The organism is Mycoplasmopsis ciconiae (assembly GCF_036350065.1).
Classification (GTDB): Bacteria; Bacillota_I; Bacilli_A; order Mycoplasmatales; family Metamycoplasmataceae; genus Mycoplasmopsis; species Mycoplasmopsis ciconiae.
In genome coordinates this window covers 1-16,823 of sequence record NZ_JAZDWZ010000002.1, presented here as the reverse complement: position 1 = coordinate 16,823, position 16,823 = coordinate 1, and the positions used below count along the sequence as shown (strand labels likewise).

General features: G+C 26.9%; 18 protein-coding genes, 1 pseudogene and 1 riboswitch. Of the genes and pseudogenes, 5 read left to right on the top strand and 14 right to left on the bottom strand.

Annotated elements, in window-relative coordinates; all coding sequences use genetic code 4:
* Nucleotides 1-9: 9 nt before the first annotated feature.
* Entirely contained in the window at nt 10-2,025 is a 2,016-nt protein-coding gene (locus V2E24_RS00705) for a hypothetical protein (RefSeq protein ID WP_330500511.1), read from the bottom strand.
* Between the two features lie 497 nt (nt 2,026-2,522).
* On the opposite strand from V2E24_RS00705, the gene rpsP reads away from it, so the two are divergent.
* Genes rpsP through rplS form a run of 3 tightly spaced genes read left to right on the top strand, consistent with a single transcriptional unit; the run spans nt 2,523 to nt 3,806 of the window.
* The gene (rpsP, locus tag V2E24_RS00700) at nt 2,523-2,777 is read left to right on the top strand and encodes a 30S ribosomal protein S16 (protein ID WP_330500510.1); all 255 of its coding nucleotides are present in this window, start codon (nt 2,523-2,525) and stop codon (nt 2,775-2,777) included.
* On the top strand, nt 2,777-3,463 hold the full coding sequence (gene trmD, locus V2E24_RS00695; RefSeq protein ID WP_330500509.1) for a tRNA (guanosine(37)-N1)-methyltransferase TrmD: 687 nt from the start codon (nt 2,777-2,779) through the stop codon (nt 3,461-3,463). The genes rpsP and trmD overlap by 1 nt, the downstream gene beginning before the upstream one ends.
* The gene (gene rplS, locus V2E24_RS00690; protein ID WP_330500508.1) at nt 3,453-3,806 is read left to right on the top strand and encodes a 50S ribosomal protein L19; all 354 of its coding nucleotides are present in this window, start codon (nt 3,453-3,455) and stop codon (nt 3,804-3,806) included. The genes trmD and rplS overlap by 11 nt, the downstream gene beginning before the upstream one ends.
* 56 nt (nt 3,807-3,862) lie before the next feature.
* On the opposite strand, the gene V2E24_RS00685 is transcribed toward rplS, so the two are convergent.
* The 5 genes from V2E24_RS00685 to rpmB all read right to left on the bottom strand — a co-directional run bounded on the left by V2E24_RS00685 (nt 3,863) and on the right by rpmB (nt 8,489).
* Entirely contained in the window at nt 3,863-5,659 is a 1,797-nt protein-coding gene (locus V2E24_RS00685; protein ID WP_330500507.1) for an ABC transporter permease subunit, read from the bottom strand.
* Nucleotides 5,611-6,357: an ATP-binding cassette domain-containing protein gene (locus tag V2E24_RS00680; RefSeq protein ID WP_330500506.1), complete on the bottom strand. Its 747-nt coding sequence runs from the start codon at nt 6,355-6,357 to the stop codon at nt 5,611-5,613. The genes V2E24_RS00685 and V2E24_RS00680 overlap by 49 nt, the downstream gene beginning before the upstream one ends.
* Complete coding sequence (cypl, locus tag V2E24_RS00675; RefSeq protein ID WP_330500505.1) at nt 6,350-7,696, bottom strand: ABC transporter thiamine pyrophosphate-binding lipoprotein p37/Cypl; 1,347 nt, start codon at nt 7,694-7,696, stop codon at nt 6,350-6,352. The genes V2E24_RS00680 and cypl overlap by 8 nt, the downstream gene beginning before the upstream one ends.
* A gap of 30 nt (nt 7,697-7,726) precedes the next feature.
* Nucleotides 7,727-7,822: riboswitch (TPP riboswitch) on the bottom strand.
* A gap of 64 nt (nt 7,823-7,886) precedes the next feature.
* Nucleotides 7,887-8,165, bottom strand: coding sequence for a hypothetical protein (locus tag V2E24_RS00670; RefSeq protein ID WP_330500504.1), 279 nt, complete (start codon nt 8,163-8,165; stop codon nt 7,887-7,889).
* Between the two features lie 129 nt (nt 8,166-8,294).
* Entirely contained in the window at nt 8,295-8,489 is a 195-nt protein-coding gene (rpmB, locus tag V2E24_RS00665; protein ID WP_330500503.1) for a 50S ribosomal protein L28, read from the bottom strand.
* Between the two features lie 198 nt (nt 8,490-8,687).
* Here rpmB and V2E24_RS00660 point away from each other — a divergent pair, with 198 nt between their 5' ends.
* Nucleotides 8,688-9,662 carry a DHH family phosphoesterase gene (locus V2E24_RS00660; RefSeq protein ID WP_330500502.1) on the top strand — a complete coding sequence of 325 codons (975 nt, stop codon included), beginning with the start codon at nt 8,688-8,690 and terminating at the stop codon, nt 9,660-9,662.
* A gap of 80 nt (nt 9,663-9,742) precedes the next feature.
* Here the strand turns inward: V2E24_RS00660 and V2E24_RS00655 are convergent, their stop codons facing one another.
* From V2E24_RS00655 to V2E24_RS00620, 8 genes are all read right to left on the bottom strand, one after another.
* Nucleotides 9,743-11,389, bottom strand: coding sequence for a PTS ascorbate transporter subunit IIC (locus V2E24_RS00655; RefSeq protein WP_330500501.1), 1,647 nt, complete (start codon nt 11,387-11,389; stop codon nt 9,743-9,745).
* A 375-nt stretch (nt 11,390-11,764) separates the two neighbouring features.
* The gene (locus V2E24_RS00650; protein WP_330500500.1) at nt 11,765-12,040 is read right to left on the bottom strand and encodes a PTS sugar transporter subunit IIB; all 276 of its coding nucleotides are present in this window, start codon (nt 12,038-12,040) and stop codon (nt 11,765-11,767) included.
* Between the two features lie 8 nt (nt 12,041-12,048).
* Entirely contained in the window at nt 12,049-12,495 is a 447-nt protein-coding gene (locus V2E24_RS00645) for a PTS sugar transporter subunit IIA (RefSeq protein WP_330500499.1), read from the bottom strand.
* A 1-nt stretch (nt 12,496) separates the two neighbouring features.
* Nucleotides 12,497-12,850 carry a hypothetical protein gene (locus V2E24_RS00640; protein WP_330500498.1) on the bottom strand — a complete coding sequence of 118 codons (354 nt, stop codon included), beginning with the start codon at nt 12,848-12,850 and terminating at the stop codon, nt 12,497-12,499.
* Nucleotides 12,843-13,526 carry a hypothetical protein gene (locus V2E24_RS00635; protein WP_330500497.1) on the bottom strand — a complete coding sequence of 228 codons (684 nt, stop codon included), beginning with the start codon at nt 13,524-13,526 and terminating at the stop codon, nt 12,843-12,845. Before V2E24_RS00635 ends, V2E24_RS00640 begins: the two co-directional genes overlap by 8 nt.
* Nucleotides 13,526-14,233, bottom strand: a complete 708-nt coding sequence (locus V2E24_RS00630; RefSeq protein WP_330500496.1) for a hypothetical protein — start codon at nt 14,231-14,233, stop codon at nt 13,526-13,528. The genes V2E24_RS00635 and V2E24_RS00630 overlap by 1 nt, the downstream gene beginning before the upstream one ends.
* Nucleotides 14,226-14,870 (bottom strand): beta/alpha barrel domain-containing protein, encoded by a 645-nt coding sequence (locus V2E24_RS00625; RefSeq protein ID WP_330500495.1) that lies wholly within the window; start codon nt 14,868-14,870, stop codon nt 14,226-14,228. The genes V2E24_RS00630 and V2E24_RS00625 overlap by 8 nt, the downstream gene beginning before the upstream one ends.
* Before the next feature lie 360 nt (nt 14,871-15,230).
* Nucleotides 15,231-15,989, bottom strand: coding sequence for a class I mannose-6-phosphate isomerase (locus tag V2E24_RS00620; protein ID WP_330500494.1), 759 nt, complete (start codon nt 15,987-15,989; stop codon nt 15,231-15,233).
* Between the two features lie 223 nt (nt 15,990-16,212).
* On the opposite strand from V2E24_RS00620, the pseudogene V2E24_RS00615 reads away from it, so the two are divergent.
* A pseudogene (locus tag V2E24_RS00615) lies at nt 16,213-16,823 on the top strand (hypothetical protein); the annotation flags it as partial.

Sequence of the window (16,823 nt, the reverse complement as noted above, 5' to 3'; positions counted from 1 at the left end):
TCTAACTGATTACTCTACATTTTCCTTACCTTTTGCAAAACCTCCAGGTTTGTCACCTCTAGCTTTAATAGTTTCAAGAGCCTTTTTAAGAACATTAATTGTTCCATCAAAAAACTCTTTTGTAAAGAATTCCACTTCAATTCCATATGAACTTGCGTCTTTTGGGTTTTCAGGATCAATTTTGTTAATTTTATTTAAAACTTCAATAACTTTATTTAATAATGCTTGATCATAGTCAGTTGCTTTACTTACATCTTTACCTTGTGATGATTCCATAAAGGAAATTCTTGACCAAACAATCCCTTTATAACGAGCTTGATTTAAATAAAGTGCTGCATTAGTTAAAACTTCTTCAGATTTTTTGAAAATTTCAAAAGTTTTGAAGAATTCATCTGTTTTTCTAGTAATTTCGCTAGTATCTTCACTATAAGAACCCTCATTGATTAATTTATCAAAGAAATTATCATAATACTTAACTAATCTATTTTTAAGGTTAATGTAAATTTGCGCAAAAGCATCTCTGTTAGCATTAGCACCTGTAAAAGGATTATTTCTACTTTTGATTTCGTTAGCAAAATTATTTAATTTTTGAATGTAATTTCTTACTTGATTTAATTTTTCAATTCCTGAGTTTAATTTTTGAGGTAATTCACTTTGGGCTCAATCAATAAGATTGATAATATTATTTTCGTTTTGACCCATAAGAGTATCTAGTGCACTATTAATCCCTTGCTGATTTTCACGGAATATAAAGTTGTAATCATAATTGGCAAAAGATGAACTTGTTGTTTTAAAGTTTCTGTTTTGATTTAAGAATTTTTCGTAAAATTCACTAAATTTTGCCCCTAAAAATGGTTGATTTGAATCGCTATCATTAAAAGGAGCTGAAAAATTACTAATACTTTTAAATTTACTTAAAATTGCATCTCTGTCTTGTTGATCTGAAAGTCACAATACAGGTGATTTAAAAATATCATTGTTATAACCTAAAAGTGCAGGGTTGTAATTTAAGTTAGCTTGATTATAAGAGTTGGCTGAAGCGTTGAATCTTACGTTAGCTCCTGTGTTTGCATTTTTTTCAATATCATTATGCAGATTTAAACCAGCATCGTAAATATATTTTGAAAAGGCATTTACTTGTGAGACAAATCTAAACAATTTAGCTCTAGGATCTTGTTGTATATATCTTTCGATTGATCACTTAGCATTACCTTCTGGTAGATCAATGTGATAAATTGATTGTTTATTTGTTGCTCTAGAAGAATTTGTGCTTCTAGCTCTTCTAGAAGATCTTGAAACTAAATCATAATTTAATCCGTATCTTAATCCTTGATAAGAGTTATCTCAAATTATGTCATTTAACATAACCTGAATTGTTGCAATATAGTTTTTCTTTACAAAATCTTCATCACTTTTAGATAAGTGATAACGCATTCACCCAACTAAAGGTGTGGGGCTGTTTTTGCTTGTTGCGATACTTTTAACAGCCTCTCAGTTACCTCAGTTTAAGCTAAATAAATTTTTAGTATAAGTAACTGCGTCCTCAATTAATTTTTTGATATTTGTTGCATATTTATATTGAGATCCTTCTCAATAAACTGCACTTTCATAATTTCAGTATCAATCCGGGAAATCTGTACTATATCTTCCTTCATAAGAGTGTGTTCCATCAGGTCTGTATAAATTTTTATCTCTGTCTTTTTCGTATTCAGCGAATCTTCTAAAAACTCAATATGGATTACTAAATTGTTTAACATTTCGATCATAGTTAATATTAACCGCTTCACTAAAGTTTGTTTTTGAGTAGTCAATATTAAGAAAGTCTTTAAATTTTTCAATGTAATCTAATAACTCTTGACGAGTTTTAAAAAATTGAGTACTTGAAAATTGTGGTACTGTTTTTAATTTTTCAAAATATTTTCCAGCATCATTGTCTGAGGCAATAGAAGAGACGCTAACAAAAGGTGCAGCAGCTCCTATTAATGCCATAGAACTTAATAAAGTAAAAATATTTTTCTTTTTCATATAATTCCTTTTCTGCATGACTAGTCAAGTCATAAATGTCATAATTATATGAAAGAAAATTACACAACTTATAAATATTTTTACATTTTTTAAAAAAATGTGCAAATTCGATTTTTACTTTTATACCTTTAAAAAAGTTAAAAAAAGCAAAATATGAAAACTATAATCTGCAAATAACTTAATTTATGGAATAAATTATTTTATACTTCCATAATTTATTTACAAAAAGAGCAATTTTTTACAAGGTTGTTCAAAGCTAAAAAATCGGTTAATAATTTATATTTTGTAAAAAAATTTAGACCTTGTTTTTCAATATTTTTTAACTAAAAAAACTTGGAGATATTTATATATTTATTAATGGTTTTTTAAATAAATGTTTAGCAAAAATGCACTTAAGTTAATTTTGAAAAATAATTTATCTTTTTTTATTATGTGTGTATAATTTATACATATTGCTGTCAAGCACTTTTACTTGACAGAGAACGGAGGAATAATTTATGGTTAAAATTAGATTAAAACGTATGGGAAGTAAATTTAACGCAGTTTACAAAGTAGTTGCTGCTGATAGTAGAGCTCCTCGTGATGGAAAATTCATCGAAGCTTTAGGACACTACAACCCTCACACAAAAGAATTAGTTCTTAACAAAGAAGCTACATCTAAATGATTAAACCAAGGTGCTCAACCTACTACAACTGTTGCTAACCTTTTTAGAAGTAACAAACTTACACAAGAATTAAAATCTGGTAAATAATGAAAATTAATTTCTTAACTTTGTTTCCAAATTATTTTGAACCATTTGTTAATGAAAGTATCATTAACAAAGCCATTAACAAAAATTTATTATCAGTTGAAGTAGTAGATTTTAGAAATTTCACTAAGAGTAAGCATAATAAAGTTGATGATGAAATTTATGGTGGTGGGCATGGAATGCTTTTACAAATAGAACCAATTGATTTAGCGCTAGATTCATTAAAAGATAGAGGTGGTTTTAAAATATTGGTTACACCTCAAGGAAAAGTATTCAATCAAAAAATCGCCAACGAATTAAGTCAACAAAAACAAATAACTCTTATAAGTGGAAGATACGAAGGTTTTGATGAAAGAGTTGTTGAATTAGTTGATATGGAATTATCTATAGGTGATTATGTATTAACTGGTGGTGAATTGCCAAGCATGGTAATAGCTGACTCTATCGCAAGATTAGTTCCGGGCGTAATCAAAAAAGAAAGTCACGAGTTTGATTCATTTCAAAATGATGGGCTTTTAGATTATCCTCAATACACTAGACCTAGAGTATATAAAGGGATGGAAGTTCCGCAAGTATTGTTAAATGGTAATCACAAAGAAATTCAAGAGTGGAAGCAAAAAGCAAGATATGAAAAAACACTAAAAAATCGTCCAGATATAATAAAAGAAAGGATCGAAAATGAGAAATAAATTTTTAGAATTAGTTGAAAAAGCACAATTACGTACAGATTTACCTCAATTCCAAACAGGTGATAACGTTAGAGTTCACGTTCGTATTCGTGAAGGAGAAAAAGAAAGAATCCAGGTTTTTGAAGGATTAGTTATCTCTAAAAAAGAATCAGGGACACGTGAAACTTTCACAGTTAGAAAAATTTCATACGGAATTGGTGTTGAAAGAACATTTCCATTAAACTCACCTCTTATTGCTCACATCGAAGTAGTTCGTTCAAACAAAACACGTCGTAACAAACTTTACTACATGAGAAACCGTAGCGGTAAGAGTGCTCGTTTAAAAGAAATTAAAAGAAAATAAATCAATTCAATTATTCCATTTACAAATAATATAAAAACAGCCTTATAGCTGTTTTTTTATTTGCTTTGTCAAAAATTATTCTTTAAATAACTTTTTTTGTATTTTAAAACCATTTTATTGGCTAATTTATTAAATAAATCACCCTTAATTACTTTATCTAAAAACACTTGGCTAAAAATATTAATTAAGAAAATATTTAAAGTTGCTATTCATATTAAGCCAAAGGCTTTTGTAAAGTAAAATGAATTATCTAAATATTGATATATGTCTTTACCCAAAGACAATGAATAACTGCTTAAAACTGAATAGTTTATTGAATTTCTAAAAGCTAATTCAAAATATAAAAACACTAAAGTGATAAATTCATATTTAATTGAAGGTAAGATATATTTACAATAAATTTTAAAATTAGAATAACCTTGCATCTTTAGATTTTTAATTACATTTTCATCAACACTTTCACACTTGTGTGCAAGTTGTTTTATTAGTGATGAAGCCTCGTGAATACTTAAGGCCATAATCAAAATAAAAAAAGAATTTGTAACTAAAGGTATAAATAAATAATAAATAACAATCACTGGAAAAATTCTAACAATTGTATTTAGAGTTCTAAAAAAATATACAGATATTTTTTTGTTAAGGCTAAAAATATTGTAATAAACAAAAACAAAACTTATTAATACAACAAAAAATACAAGTATAAATGAAAAAATATAATTTTGCGCCAAGATGTAAAAAATGCTGTTTTTACTTTCACTTATAGCACTTCAATCAGGTATAAAAAGTGATTTTAAAAAATAAACATTAAAGTTATTCGATTTTAAAAAAATTTCTATTTTTACTATAAAAATAATGCTAATAATTGTTAAAAGACTAAAAATTAAAACTTTAATAATTCTTTGTCAATTTATTCTTTTGGCTAAGCGGTTATAGTTAGTTGTTTTTAGTTGAAAATTAATCGATCTGAATAAAAATCTAGCAGCTATAATATTTAAAAATTCCAAAATCACTATAAACGAAATTAATATAAACAACGGAATCATTAAATTTGATATTAAAGATGGGTTTCTAGAATAATTATAAATCTGCTGCCCTATTCCTGCCGCCCCTAAAGTTGCTAGCAATCCCGCTCATCTGACATTAGATTCAAAACTGTATAAAAACAAAGCGTTAAAATTATTGATAACTCTTGGTAAAACTTCTTTTTTAAAAGCTTGGAATTTAGAATTACCTTGGTTTATGCTATTTTGATATATTCTAATATCAAAATTATCTAATATATCAACAAAATATTTATGCAATCACAACCAAGAAAATCAAAAGTATATTAAAAATAAAGAAAACTCAGAGTTAAACGTTTTATTAATTAATGTTACAAAAATCAAAGCCGGAAAACTTCTAAGCAGCAAAACAAAAGTTTTACTAATAAAACTTCAATATTTATTATTGAAAGTTTTATTAGTCATAAAACTTGTTATAAGCGCTAAAATATACCCTAAAAAAGTTCCTACCAGTGCACTTTTGATTGTTAAAAATAAACTTGAAAACGATTCGTTTCAAATATTTACACTTGTGTGTAAATCTTCATCATAAAATGAGGAAGTTGGAGAAAAAAACCTTCTAACTTGTCTTAAAAAAACTGTGATCCCATTGGAATTAACTTTAAAAGCTAATCAAGTTAAAAAGTAAAAAAGAAATAATAGTGCAATAAAAATAAAAATATATTTAAAAATTCTCTTAAAAATAAATTGGGTGCTTTGCTTGTCAGAAACATAAGCTTCCGCTCAAAAAGTCGTAATTTTTTTTATTTTTGAATCAGTTGTATTATTTGTTCTATTTCTATATTCGCGCATAAATCATTTAAAAGAATTTGTTTGTTGTTAATCACAATTACTGAATCAAAATATTTTTTAAGTTGACTTAAGTCATGGATATTTACCATAACTGCAATATTTTTAGATTTGGCTAAATTTTTAAGAGAATCTAAAACTTCACTAGACATTACAATGTCTAAATTAGCTGTTGGTTCATCAGCCAAAATTAGTTTAGTGTTTTTTATCAATAATTTGGCTATTTCAACCCTTTGTTGTTGGCCACCACTAAGATTTTCAACGCGTACAAAACTTTTGTTCAATATTTTTAAATCATCTAAAATTTCAAAAATTTTCATTTTTTGTTCTTTAGTTAAAAGTGATAAAAATTGATAAATTTTATTTTTATAATCAATAACACCTCTTTTAACATTAAGAAATACATTGTCACTATAAACTAAATTTGGCTTTTGGGTTAATAAACCAATATTTACTAAGCAATTTTGTCACTGTTTAGCTGTGTTTTTGTATATATCTTTACCAAATAAATTAATTTTTCCGTTACTTGGTTTTATTTGTTTTAGAATTGCATTAAAAATTGTTGTTTTTCCTACTCCACTAGGCCCTACGATCGCAACCATATCACCACTATTAATTTTAAAATTAATATTTTCTAAAACATTGTCGCTATTGTTTTTATATTTAAGTGTTACATTTTCAAATTCTAAAACATTATTCATTATCTTTTGGGAATTTTACATCTGAGTAAGAAAATCCTTCAACTCCTTCGGCTGCTTGCTGCATTTTAATAAAACTTTCAAATAAATTTTGGTCTATATCCGCAAATGCGTTATACCCTGTATACAAGCCATATAAATTCTCTTCAACACTAAAACTTTGTAATGCTTTTTTAAGAATATAAGCTTGAATATCTAACATTCCGCTTCTTGCCAACATAACATCATAAGGTGCTGGATTTGTTACACTTAAAACTCTAACTACTGCATCATTATCAGGACTAAAAAACTTAGCTTGTTGCCCTGGAAGTGTTCAGTTTAAACTTCCTTCAGCATCAAAACCAATATTAAAAGAACGGTCTAATTTTTTTTGACCTAAGTAATTAATAGTTTTACCTAGTTGTGTAGGCACATCTTCAATTATGAAATTACTTTTATCTTTAGCGTTTTGACTTAATTGCTTATTTATCTGTTCAATAGAGATATTAAAATGCTGTGAGATTAAACTAATTTGGTATTTGTAATCTCCACCTGATTTGTAATTTCTAAAAACTAATCCATAACTTAAAAACCTATCTCAATCTTTTTTGTTTCATGCGTCAGTTATTTGATCAATTAAATTTTTGTCACCACTAATTAAAATAGCTCCGCGATAAACATATGTAGTTTCATTGTTTTTGTTATAAAAACGGTTAAATTTTGAACCATCAAATTCTAATAAATCTTTATCACGGTTAATGTCTCAATTTTTAAATTCTCTTTGTGTTCCATTAATTATCACACCAGAATATTGATCATTAATTTTTTGCGCTATTTTTCTAAGTGGATCATTTTCTGTTCCATCTTTATAAACTAAATCATCATTTTCGCTTCAGACAAATTTTAGTGTTTTAGTTTGAATAACAGGTTTAGCGCTAAGTTCATTGTTTTTGTATTCGTTAATGATTGAATAATAAGGCACTGCACTAAAATCGTATTCAGTATTATTAGAATTTAACTGTAAAATAGCTTCATTGGTTTTAGCTGTAGCAAAATCAATAATTACATCTGGTAAGTTTTTTAATTCTTGAAAAGAGTTTTTTATCTCATTATACTTATCTTGTAATTGATTTGCAAAATCTTTTTGTTTAATTAAATCAAATAATGGATTGTAGTATCTTTGATAAATTTTTAGTTCCGAGTCTCATTTTTGTGCTAAAAGTGGGTCGCTCAGCATTTGCTCAACGCTGTCATTTTTAACTTTTGAGTTTTGTGTTTCAACACTGCAGCTATTAGCCAAAACACTAATAGTTAGTGCAGCAAAAGCTGAAGATGATAAAATAATTTTTTTTGATTTTTTCATAAAAAATCCCCTATTCAAATATAGGAGAACATACTTAAAAATAAAACGTTGCTACGCAGGCATTACCCTGATCAGCTTAGGTATGTTCTCAGCCATAAAAGATTTATGGCACCCTTGTTTTTAAAATTATATTAAATTATATTTAATATCTTGATTAAAAAATGAGCAACAATGTTGCCCACTTTTTTAATTATTTAGTTCCAAATAAACCATTTAAACGTTGAGATGCACTTCATAATAGTCCATCTTGCCCTGTACCATTAAATCTGTAAAAATCAGCTATGTATGCGATTTCAACAGATAATAAAGCTAAAAGAATAACAATAACACTTATAATAGCAACTAAGAAAATGATCTGTTTTTTAGTCATTTTTTGTTTTTGTTGTTGTGTGTTTTGATTTTGTTGCTCTTGAGTATTTGTGTCGTTGCTTGGGTTTTGTTCTAATGATTCTAATTGAATATCACTCATACATTCTCCTTATTTAATAATTTGTTAATATTTTACAACTTTTTTATTAAATAAATATGTAAAATAATGGCTATATTTTACTATAAAAAAGAAAAAAATTCGAAATGATCAAATTCGAATTTTTAATGATTATAAAATAATATTTTTGTTTTTAAGAGTTTTGATTGTTTTAGCACTTACTCTTAATGTTTTAGTTCCTGAACTGGTTTTAATTCTAATTTTTTGTAAATTTACATTGAATTTTCTTCTAGAAGCGTTCATAGCGTGTGAACGTGTGTTTCCAAATTGAGGACCTTTACCTGTGATAGCGTCTCTTCTTGACATAGGAACTCCTTTCATTTTTATTAGCTAATATTTAATAAATGCTAATTTATTATACTTAAATTTTTATTTTTACCTAGTAAAAAAGCTAAGGAATTTAAGTGTGAATTGTAGTAAAATTATTTTAAAATAATGCTCGAAAAAATTTTTAATTTTTGATTATAGATTTTGAGGTATTTTAACTAAAAAACAGGAGAAAAAATGATTATAGGAAATTCAAAAGTTGCTCGCGAAGCGATTGAAAAATATGACTCAATTGTTATTTTTCATCACATTCGCCCAGATGGAGATTGTTTAGGTAGTCAAGCTGGTTTAGCACAATTAATTAGAGATAATTATCCAAACAAAAAAGTATATACAGTTGGTGATTCAAAACATACATTTGATTTTATGAATTATCATTTTGATAATATTGAAGAAATTGACTTTAACAACTCTTTAGCAGTGGTTGTAGATGCTTCAAGCGGAGATAGAATTGAGTGTTCAAATCTTTTATACGAAAATAAAACAACCGCGAAATTAAGAATAGATCATCACCCAAATATGAGTGATATTGAGTATGATTACTTATGAGTTGATGAACATTATGTGGCTGCAGCAGAAATGATTGCCAAACTAGCTTTTGATTCAAACTGAAATGTTACACAAAGAGCTAGCGAACACATTTATTTAGGAATCAATACTGATTCAGGTAGATTTTTATATCCAGACACAAGTGCAAGAACTCACGAATTAGTGGCGTTTTTAATGAAAAACGGATTCCATCCAAAAAATATTTTGCAAGAATTAAATAAACGTTCAATGAAAGACTTAAAATATGTTGGATATATTTTAAGTAATTTCGAAAAATCAGGTAGAGTTTTATATTTTAAAGCTGACCAAAATGTTTTAGATAAATTTGGTTTTGATGCCTTAACTGCAGCTATATTCGTAAATGAATTAGCTAATATAGAAGACAATAGATGTTGAGCATTTTTCATCCAATTGGAAGATGGAAAAGTTAGAGGTAGATTACGTTCAAATGGTCCATTAGTTAATGAAGTAGCGCGTGAATATAATGGTGGTGGTCATGATAATGCTGCCGGTATTACATTAGATTCGTGAGATCAAATTCCAGGTGTAGTTGAAAAATTAAATCAAGCAATTGTAAAATTCGAACAAAGCCAAAACAAATAAATTATCTTTATAATTTGCGTTGACAAATTTTTTAACAAAATGAAAAATCATAATCTTGCGATTATGATTTTTTGTTAATATTAAGCGGCTACTTTTTGGCTTTTATTATTTTTTGATTTTTTAACGAAGAATGAAATAATTCCATCAAGAATTAATCCAAAGAAAATTACTAATGATCCAGCTAGTGAAGCGTATTTGTTAATTCTTCCTAACAATCCTGGGATAACACCAATAATGTAGTCAGTGTCTCCTCAGTTTAGTGCATTAAGTTTATCTCCTAAGGCTTTGGCTTCGTTGAATAAATCAGCTGGTTTTCCAGTAATTCCAGCCTGAGCTACTAATTTTTCAAAAGCTTCGAAATTGTATTCTCCGTCTACTTTTGATTTTAATAAAACTTCAAATAAAGTTTTTTCGTTGTCTAAAGAGTTTACATATAAATCTTGTAAAACAGAGTTTGTGGCTGGTATTCATCCACCTCAGATGAAAATTGCAGGTACAAATGTAATAATTAAACCATGAACAAATGGTCCAGCAATAGCACCTAAAATACCTCCACGAACATTTCCGAATACCCCTGAAGTTGCACCTAAGAAAAAGTGTGGGATTATCCCTGGTAGGATAACGATTGTTAAAAGACTAGCTTTTGCTAAACCTATAGTAATTCCCATACCAATAATTCCGGCTATAAAACTAGAAATGAATCCAATTAATACAGCATTAGGAGCGTAAGGGAATACAACAGGACAGTCAACTGCAGCTTTTGCATTTTTAATTAATTTATCTGAAATTCCTTTAAATGTTGGAATTAATTCACCAATAAATAAACGAACTCCACTAAGCATGATTTCGATTCCGGCTGTAAAGATAAATGCTTGAACAAACATTGTAACTACTCAGTTACCATCTTTAAGGATTTCGAAAGCTGCTTTATTGTTTTCAGCTGTTATTTTTTCAGTTTCGTATAAAATACCAGCAGGCAAGAATGCAGCCATATAGAAAACTAAAATTGTTATAGATAATGAAACTAATGTGTTTCTAAAGAAATAAAGTCCTTTAGGGAATTTAATTTCTTCTGTTGATATCACTTTACCTTTGAAAGCTTTACCAATTCCTTCTCCGATTAAACCACTAAGAGCGTATCCAAATCCACCTGTGTGTCCTAGACCAATCTCATCGCTACCTGTGATTAAACGCATGTAACGTTGTTGTAATGCTGGAGAAATAACCATGTATGAAGCCAATAATGTAGATCCACCAATTAGCATAACAGCAAAATCACCAGGATTTGAAACTTTAAATCCTAATGTTAAGAATACTGCAGCTAACATTATAGACATGTAGAATAAAACGTGTCCAGATAAATATACATATTTTAATCTTGAAACTAATGAAAGTACGATGTTCAAGACTAAAGCTACAACCATGATAAGACTTCCCAATGTTGCTATTTCTGGCACTTTTGTTAAAACACCAGCGAATGCATCATTATTTGGGATTGAACCTTGCAGTTTATAAACAGCTTGGAATACTGGTTGGAATTTATCTAATGAACCAACTAATACTCCCGCTCCTCCTCCAAGGATTAAGAACCCAATAATAACTTTGAATGTACTAATAATAACTTGAGAAAATTTCTTTCTTAGAATTAAGGCTCCAATTAATGTAACCAAACCAACTAAGAAAGCAGGCACTCCGATAAATGCTTTCAAAAATTCAAGAAATCACATAAAAACCCCCGTGATCTTTTAAATTTTTGTTGTAAAATGTTAAGGTCTATTTTTATATAACCTAAATAGACCAAATATTTAAGTTATAAGTAGACAAAAACATTTTCTTATTTAAAAAATTTAATATAAATTTTTAATACTTTAAATTGTATTTTGCTATGAAAAATAAAATCGATGTAGTACATACGTAAAATATATTTTGGGATAAAACGACCTACACTAATTTATTTTATTTTGCGTATGTACATGGTAATTCTTAAATAGTAAGCAGCCTTTTTAAAAACCGTTGTTATAATCCATTACCAAAAAATTATCTTCGATTACTATCGCAATACCTTTTAAGGTATTTTTTTATTTTGTTTTTATATTTAATAATTAATCAATTTTGAAGTATTTTTTAAGTTTATCTTCTAACTCTTGTTTTGAAAGAATATTTAATAAAACAATTTTTTTATCTTCAGGAAAATCTAAAGCAGGAGCTACATCAGCACCCACAACTACTAAATCCGCTTGATTTGCATTAAAAGATGAGATGTTTGTGTGTGAAACTTCATCATAATCCAATCCTAATTTGTCCATAACAGATTTAACATTCATCTCTACTAATAAAGAACTACCTAAACCTGAACCACATACTGTTTTGATAATCATATTTGCTCCTAAAATTTATATTTTTGTAATAATTGCTCAAACTCTTGTAAACTCTTAGCTTCTAAAGCTTCTTTTTTAAATTCTTCATTTGTGAAATAATGAGAAAATTCTTGCAATATTTCTAAGTGTGAAGTTGAGTCTGTTGCACTTAAGGTGATAATAATTTTGGCTTGCTTGTCTGGTTGATTATTAAAAGTTACATAATCTTTTAACAAAATTAAACTTGTTGCTGTTTTTAATGCATAAGGACCAGGTGCTGCATGCAATAAAGCTAAACCTTTTTCTAAAACATAATAAGCACCAAATTCTTCAGTACTCTTAAAAATAGCATCGGCCAACTCTTGTGTGGCACAGCCTTTTTTAACTAATAAATCAACACCATGTCTAACAACATCTTTTCAATTATTTAGCGTTGAGTTATATTCCATTAGATCTTTTTGAAATAATTTTGACATTTTAAATAACTCCATGATTTTTAAAGGCATACAACATAAAAATTACAAAAAGCGATAATAATAAAACCACAAAAATAACAACCACCAAAACACCAGCTTTGGATGATGTTTTGGTTTTGTAGTATTTAATATCTGGTAACCCTTTATAAATTCAAAATTTATTAGGGTTATTTTTATCACTAATTTTTTGTTCTTGTCTTTTTATTAATAATTTTTGTAAATCTGTATCATCTAATTTAGATACATCTTCATATTCTTGATCATAAACACTAACTAGTAAGTTTATGATCTTTTCTTTTTCTTTTTCATCTAAAGATGGTTTGATTTGATCGCTAAATTCAATGTTTTTACTCATTTTTACCTCAATTTTTGAATAGAACAATTAAGGTGTGTATTTGAGGTATTCCACAATTGAGGTATTCAAATATAAAAAAGTATTTTAATCTTTTTAAATACTTCAAACCTAAAACAAATTGCTCTTTATCTAAATGAAATCTAAGAATTTCAATTGAAGAGTCAAAAGCTAAATTTAGTTTTCTCTGATATATGATTTGTATTAATATAGCTACCGAAGAGCTTAATAACAATAAAATCAAACTAATTAATGCCATAGACAATAATAAGAAAACAAAAATTAGGATTAAATTAATAAAGTAATAACTTTTAATTAATATTTGAACTATTTTATTAGGCGCGATATTATTTTTGCTCATGTAAAATAAAAAATTAGCATAAACAAAAGCTTCTAAATCATTTGCACTAAAATATCTTTTTGGATAGTTTAAAATTTTGTTTTTTGGGTCAAAAAAATAAGAGAAATTATTGTAATTGAAGTTATAAATTAAATTTTGTTTTTTGTTGCTTTGATTTATGAATTTAATCACCCCTGAATCAATAGCAACAGTTTTTGATTTAAGTCTTAATATTAAATTTTGATAAATCACATATGTAAAAATAATATTAAGTGTTATCAATAAAAATACTATAGCTAAGTTATATAAGTTATTTGTAATATATAAATTAATCAACATTAGTCCAACTTTTTAACTTTATTTTTATGTAGGTTAATGCTATTAAAGCGATTAATTATATTTTTAATTTGCATATCACTTAAACAATAAGAATTTGAATCATTATTAATAAAATCACTTAAATCATTTATATTTACAATTTCAAAATCGGTGTTGTTTTTGATTTGTGCTCCTGGATTTTTATAAAGTAAGATTTTACAAAAATCAACTTTAGTGTCTGATATTAATTCTTTTTTAATGTACTTGTAAATATCGTTATATCAATAAAGTCTTGCTTTATCAAAATATTGTGTTTTTTTATTTTGTTGCCTTAGTTCAACTAAAAACGAAGAACGATCCACAACAATTTCTTGATTAGGTTTATTTAAAATCATATTTGAGACTAAATAAATTTGGTTTTTGTTGTTGATAATTAACATAGGTAAAATACTATAATCATTTTTAGCGTATTTGTTTGCAAAATATATGTTATAAATTATCTTAAAATCACCACTAGCACTTAAGCTCATAGCAAATTGATTAAGTTCTTTGTTAATGCTACCAACTTCTTTTAAATTGTATTTTGGTGTTTTATCAAATTTTAATCTTCAAATAATAACCACAACTAAAGTAATAATTAAAATAATTGCAGTGACTCAAACAGCAATATTAAGAGTCGTAGGCTCAAATAAGTTATATTTAAAACTTAATTGACTATCTTTATTCAAAATTTTCCTTTCAGTACTCTATAAAATTAATGTTTTTGTTATAAAAATCATTAACAATAGAGCCGCCAACAGCTACATCAAAATTATGTTCTTTAAACTCATGAGCATTTTTTAATCTTAAGCCACCATCACTATAAATTATGATGTTTGGATTAATTTCTCTAACTAAAGCACTTCTTTTGAGTAGATCTTTATTAAGTTCAACTCCAGTTCCACCAATTTTGTCAATTGTCATTAAAACTACATAATCACACAATTTTATAATTTCTTTATTTTTGAGTAGATCATCATCTTTTTCAAGCATAAGCCCAAATTTTTGCGGGTATTTTTGTTTATATTCTTTCAATAATGAAATTGATGTATTTTTAAGTGGGGTAGCTATATAAGCAATTTTTCTTGAAGCTAAAACTTCAACAATTTTTGCGTGTTCTTCGCACATAAGATGTGCATCATAAATCATTTGTGGATAAGTTGCTATTAAATAATCAACTTGCGAAATTGTTAAGCTAAAGCTGTGTGTATATTTAAAGTCACTAAAATCTAAATGCATATATCTTAAGCCACTTTGCACTAAAAAATCTAATTTATTTTTATCTTCAAATAAATTAAGCGCAGCTACACTTTGGCTGTATTTCATACCCCTCCTTTATATACCCAATTTTAATTATATATATATATATATATCAGTAAGCATGTGGTTAGCTTTTTGCCACATTTTCACAATTAATTTCATTATCAGCGTCTAACAAAAAAACAAAAAAAGCCAAAAATGGCCTTTTTGTGTTTTATAAAGTTATTTTGTTATTTTTATTGAAATTATTTAAGCATAAGCATGAAATCATATTTTTTTATAAAAATGGAACAAAAGTGGAAATATAGACAAATGTGGAAAAAAATAAAATGTAAATGACTATCTAATGTAAAAAAATTTATTTGCTTTAAATAATAAAGATGTTTTTTTATTAAAAATTAAGATTAACAAGACAATATTTTTAAGTTATTTACTCATAATAAAAGCATATGCGTTATCAGGCATTATTAATGAATCACTTTCACAAAAAAATGCAACATATTCACCATTAACTTTTTTGATTAAATAACCTTCTTTATCACAAATAAAAGGAATTTTAGGTATGACCCAAATAAAGTGTTGTGTCTGTACTGTTCAATTGTCATTTCAAAAATAAAACTGCGGTTTTTTAAAATTATTTTTAATTACTTTTAAAGCTTTAGATATATGTAATTCTCTTGGTTTACCTTCATTATCTTTTCGATTATAATCATACAATCTATAAGTTATGTCACTATTTTGTTGCACTTCTAAAAGTGTTATTTCACCACTATTAGCAAAACCAACCCCATGCACTTTACCGGCGGGAATATCAATAAAATCACCTTTTTTGATAAATTCAACATTAAAAACATTTTCAAGAGATTCTTGCGAAAGATTCTCTTGAATTAAATTCACATCATTAACTTTTAAGCCGTTTATTATTGCTGCATTTTTAGTTTTGTTTAAAATTAATCAACTTTCACTTTTACCATTGCTTTGATTTTCTAATTCTTTTGCAAAATCATCATCAGGATGAACTTGAACACTTAAGGGTTCTTTTGCATATATGATTTTAATAAGTGGTGAATTTTTGGTTTTTGTTTTGGTGACTGTATTATATGTTTCTTTACCTTCGTAACTTGAAACTAGTCATATTTCATAACCTCATATTTTTGGAAAAAATAGACTTTGAATTCTTTGCATAAATTGTCCTTTATTAAAGATTAAACATAAAAATATTCTAAAACATTAATTTATCTTTAGCTATTGTGGTTTTTAAATTTCCATCTTTTTATATATAAGCATTTTAAAAAATACCCAAAAACAATATCAATGTTTTATGTTTAATAATTAAAATATTGATATATCTTAATGTTATGTTAATAAAATATTAAATATAATTATTATTATTTATGGTGGTGATGATATGAAAAAAGTAAAAAAAGCTCCTGAAATTAGATTTAAAGGTTACGAAAATGATTGGGAACAATGCACTTTCGAAAAATTACTTAACTACGAGAGACCTGACAAATACATTATTAAAGGCAAGATTTTAGAAAAGGGTTTGATCCCTGTTTTAACAGCGAATAAGGGTTTTATATTAGGTTATACAAATGAAGATAATTATCACGATGAAAGTGAATGTATTATTTTCGATGATTTTACATTGGATAACAAATTAATTGATTTTAAATTTATGATAAAATCATCAGCAATTAAGTTGTTAACATCTGCTTCAGTATATTCAATTAAATTTTTGTATTTACTATTAAACTCTGTTGAATTTGAATATGCAGGGCACGCAAGACATTATATTTCTGTTGTTCAAACAACAAATACATTTGTCCCTTCTTTTAATGAATCACATAAAATCGCCAGCATCTTAACTAACATAAACTCTCTCATCACACTTGATCAGCGTAAATTGAAATCTCTAACTCAAATAAAAACCTCATTATTAGATAAAATGTTTGTCTCTGAAGCAGAGAGTAAGCCAAAAATTAGATTCAACAATTTTACTCACGCTTGGGAACAACA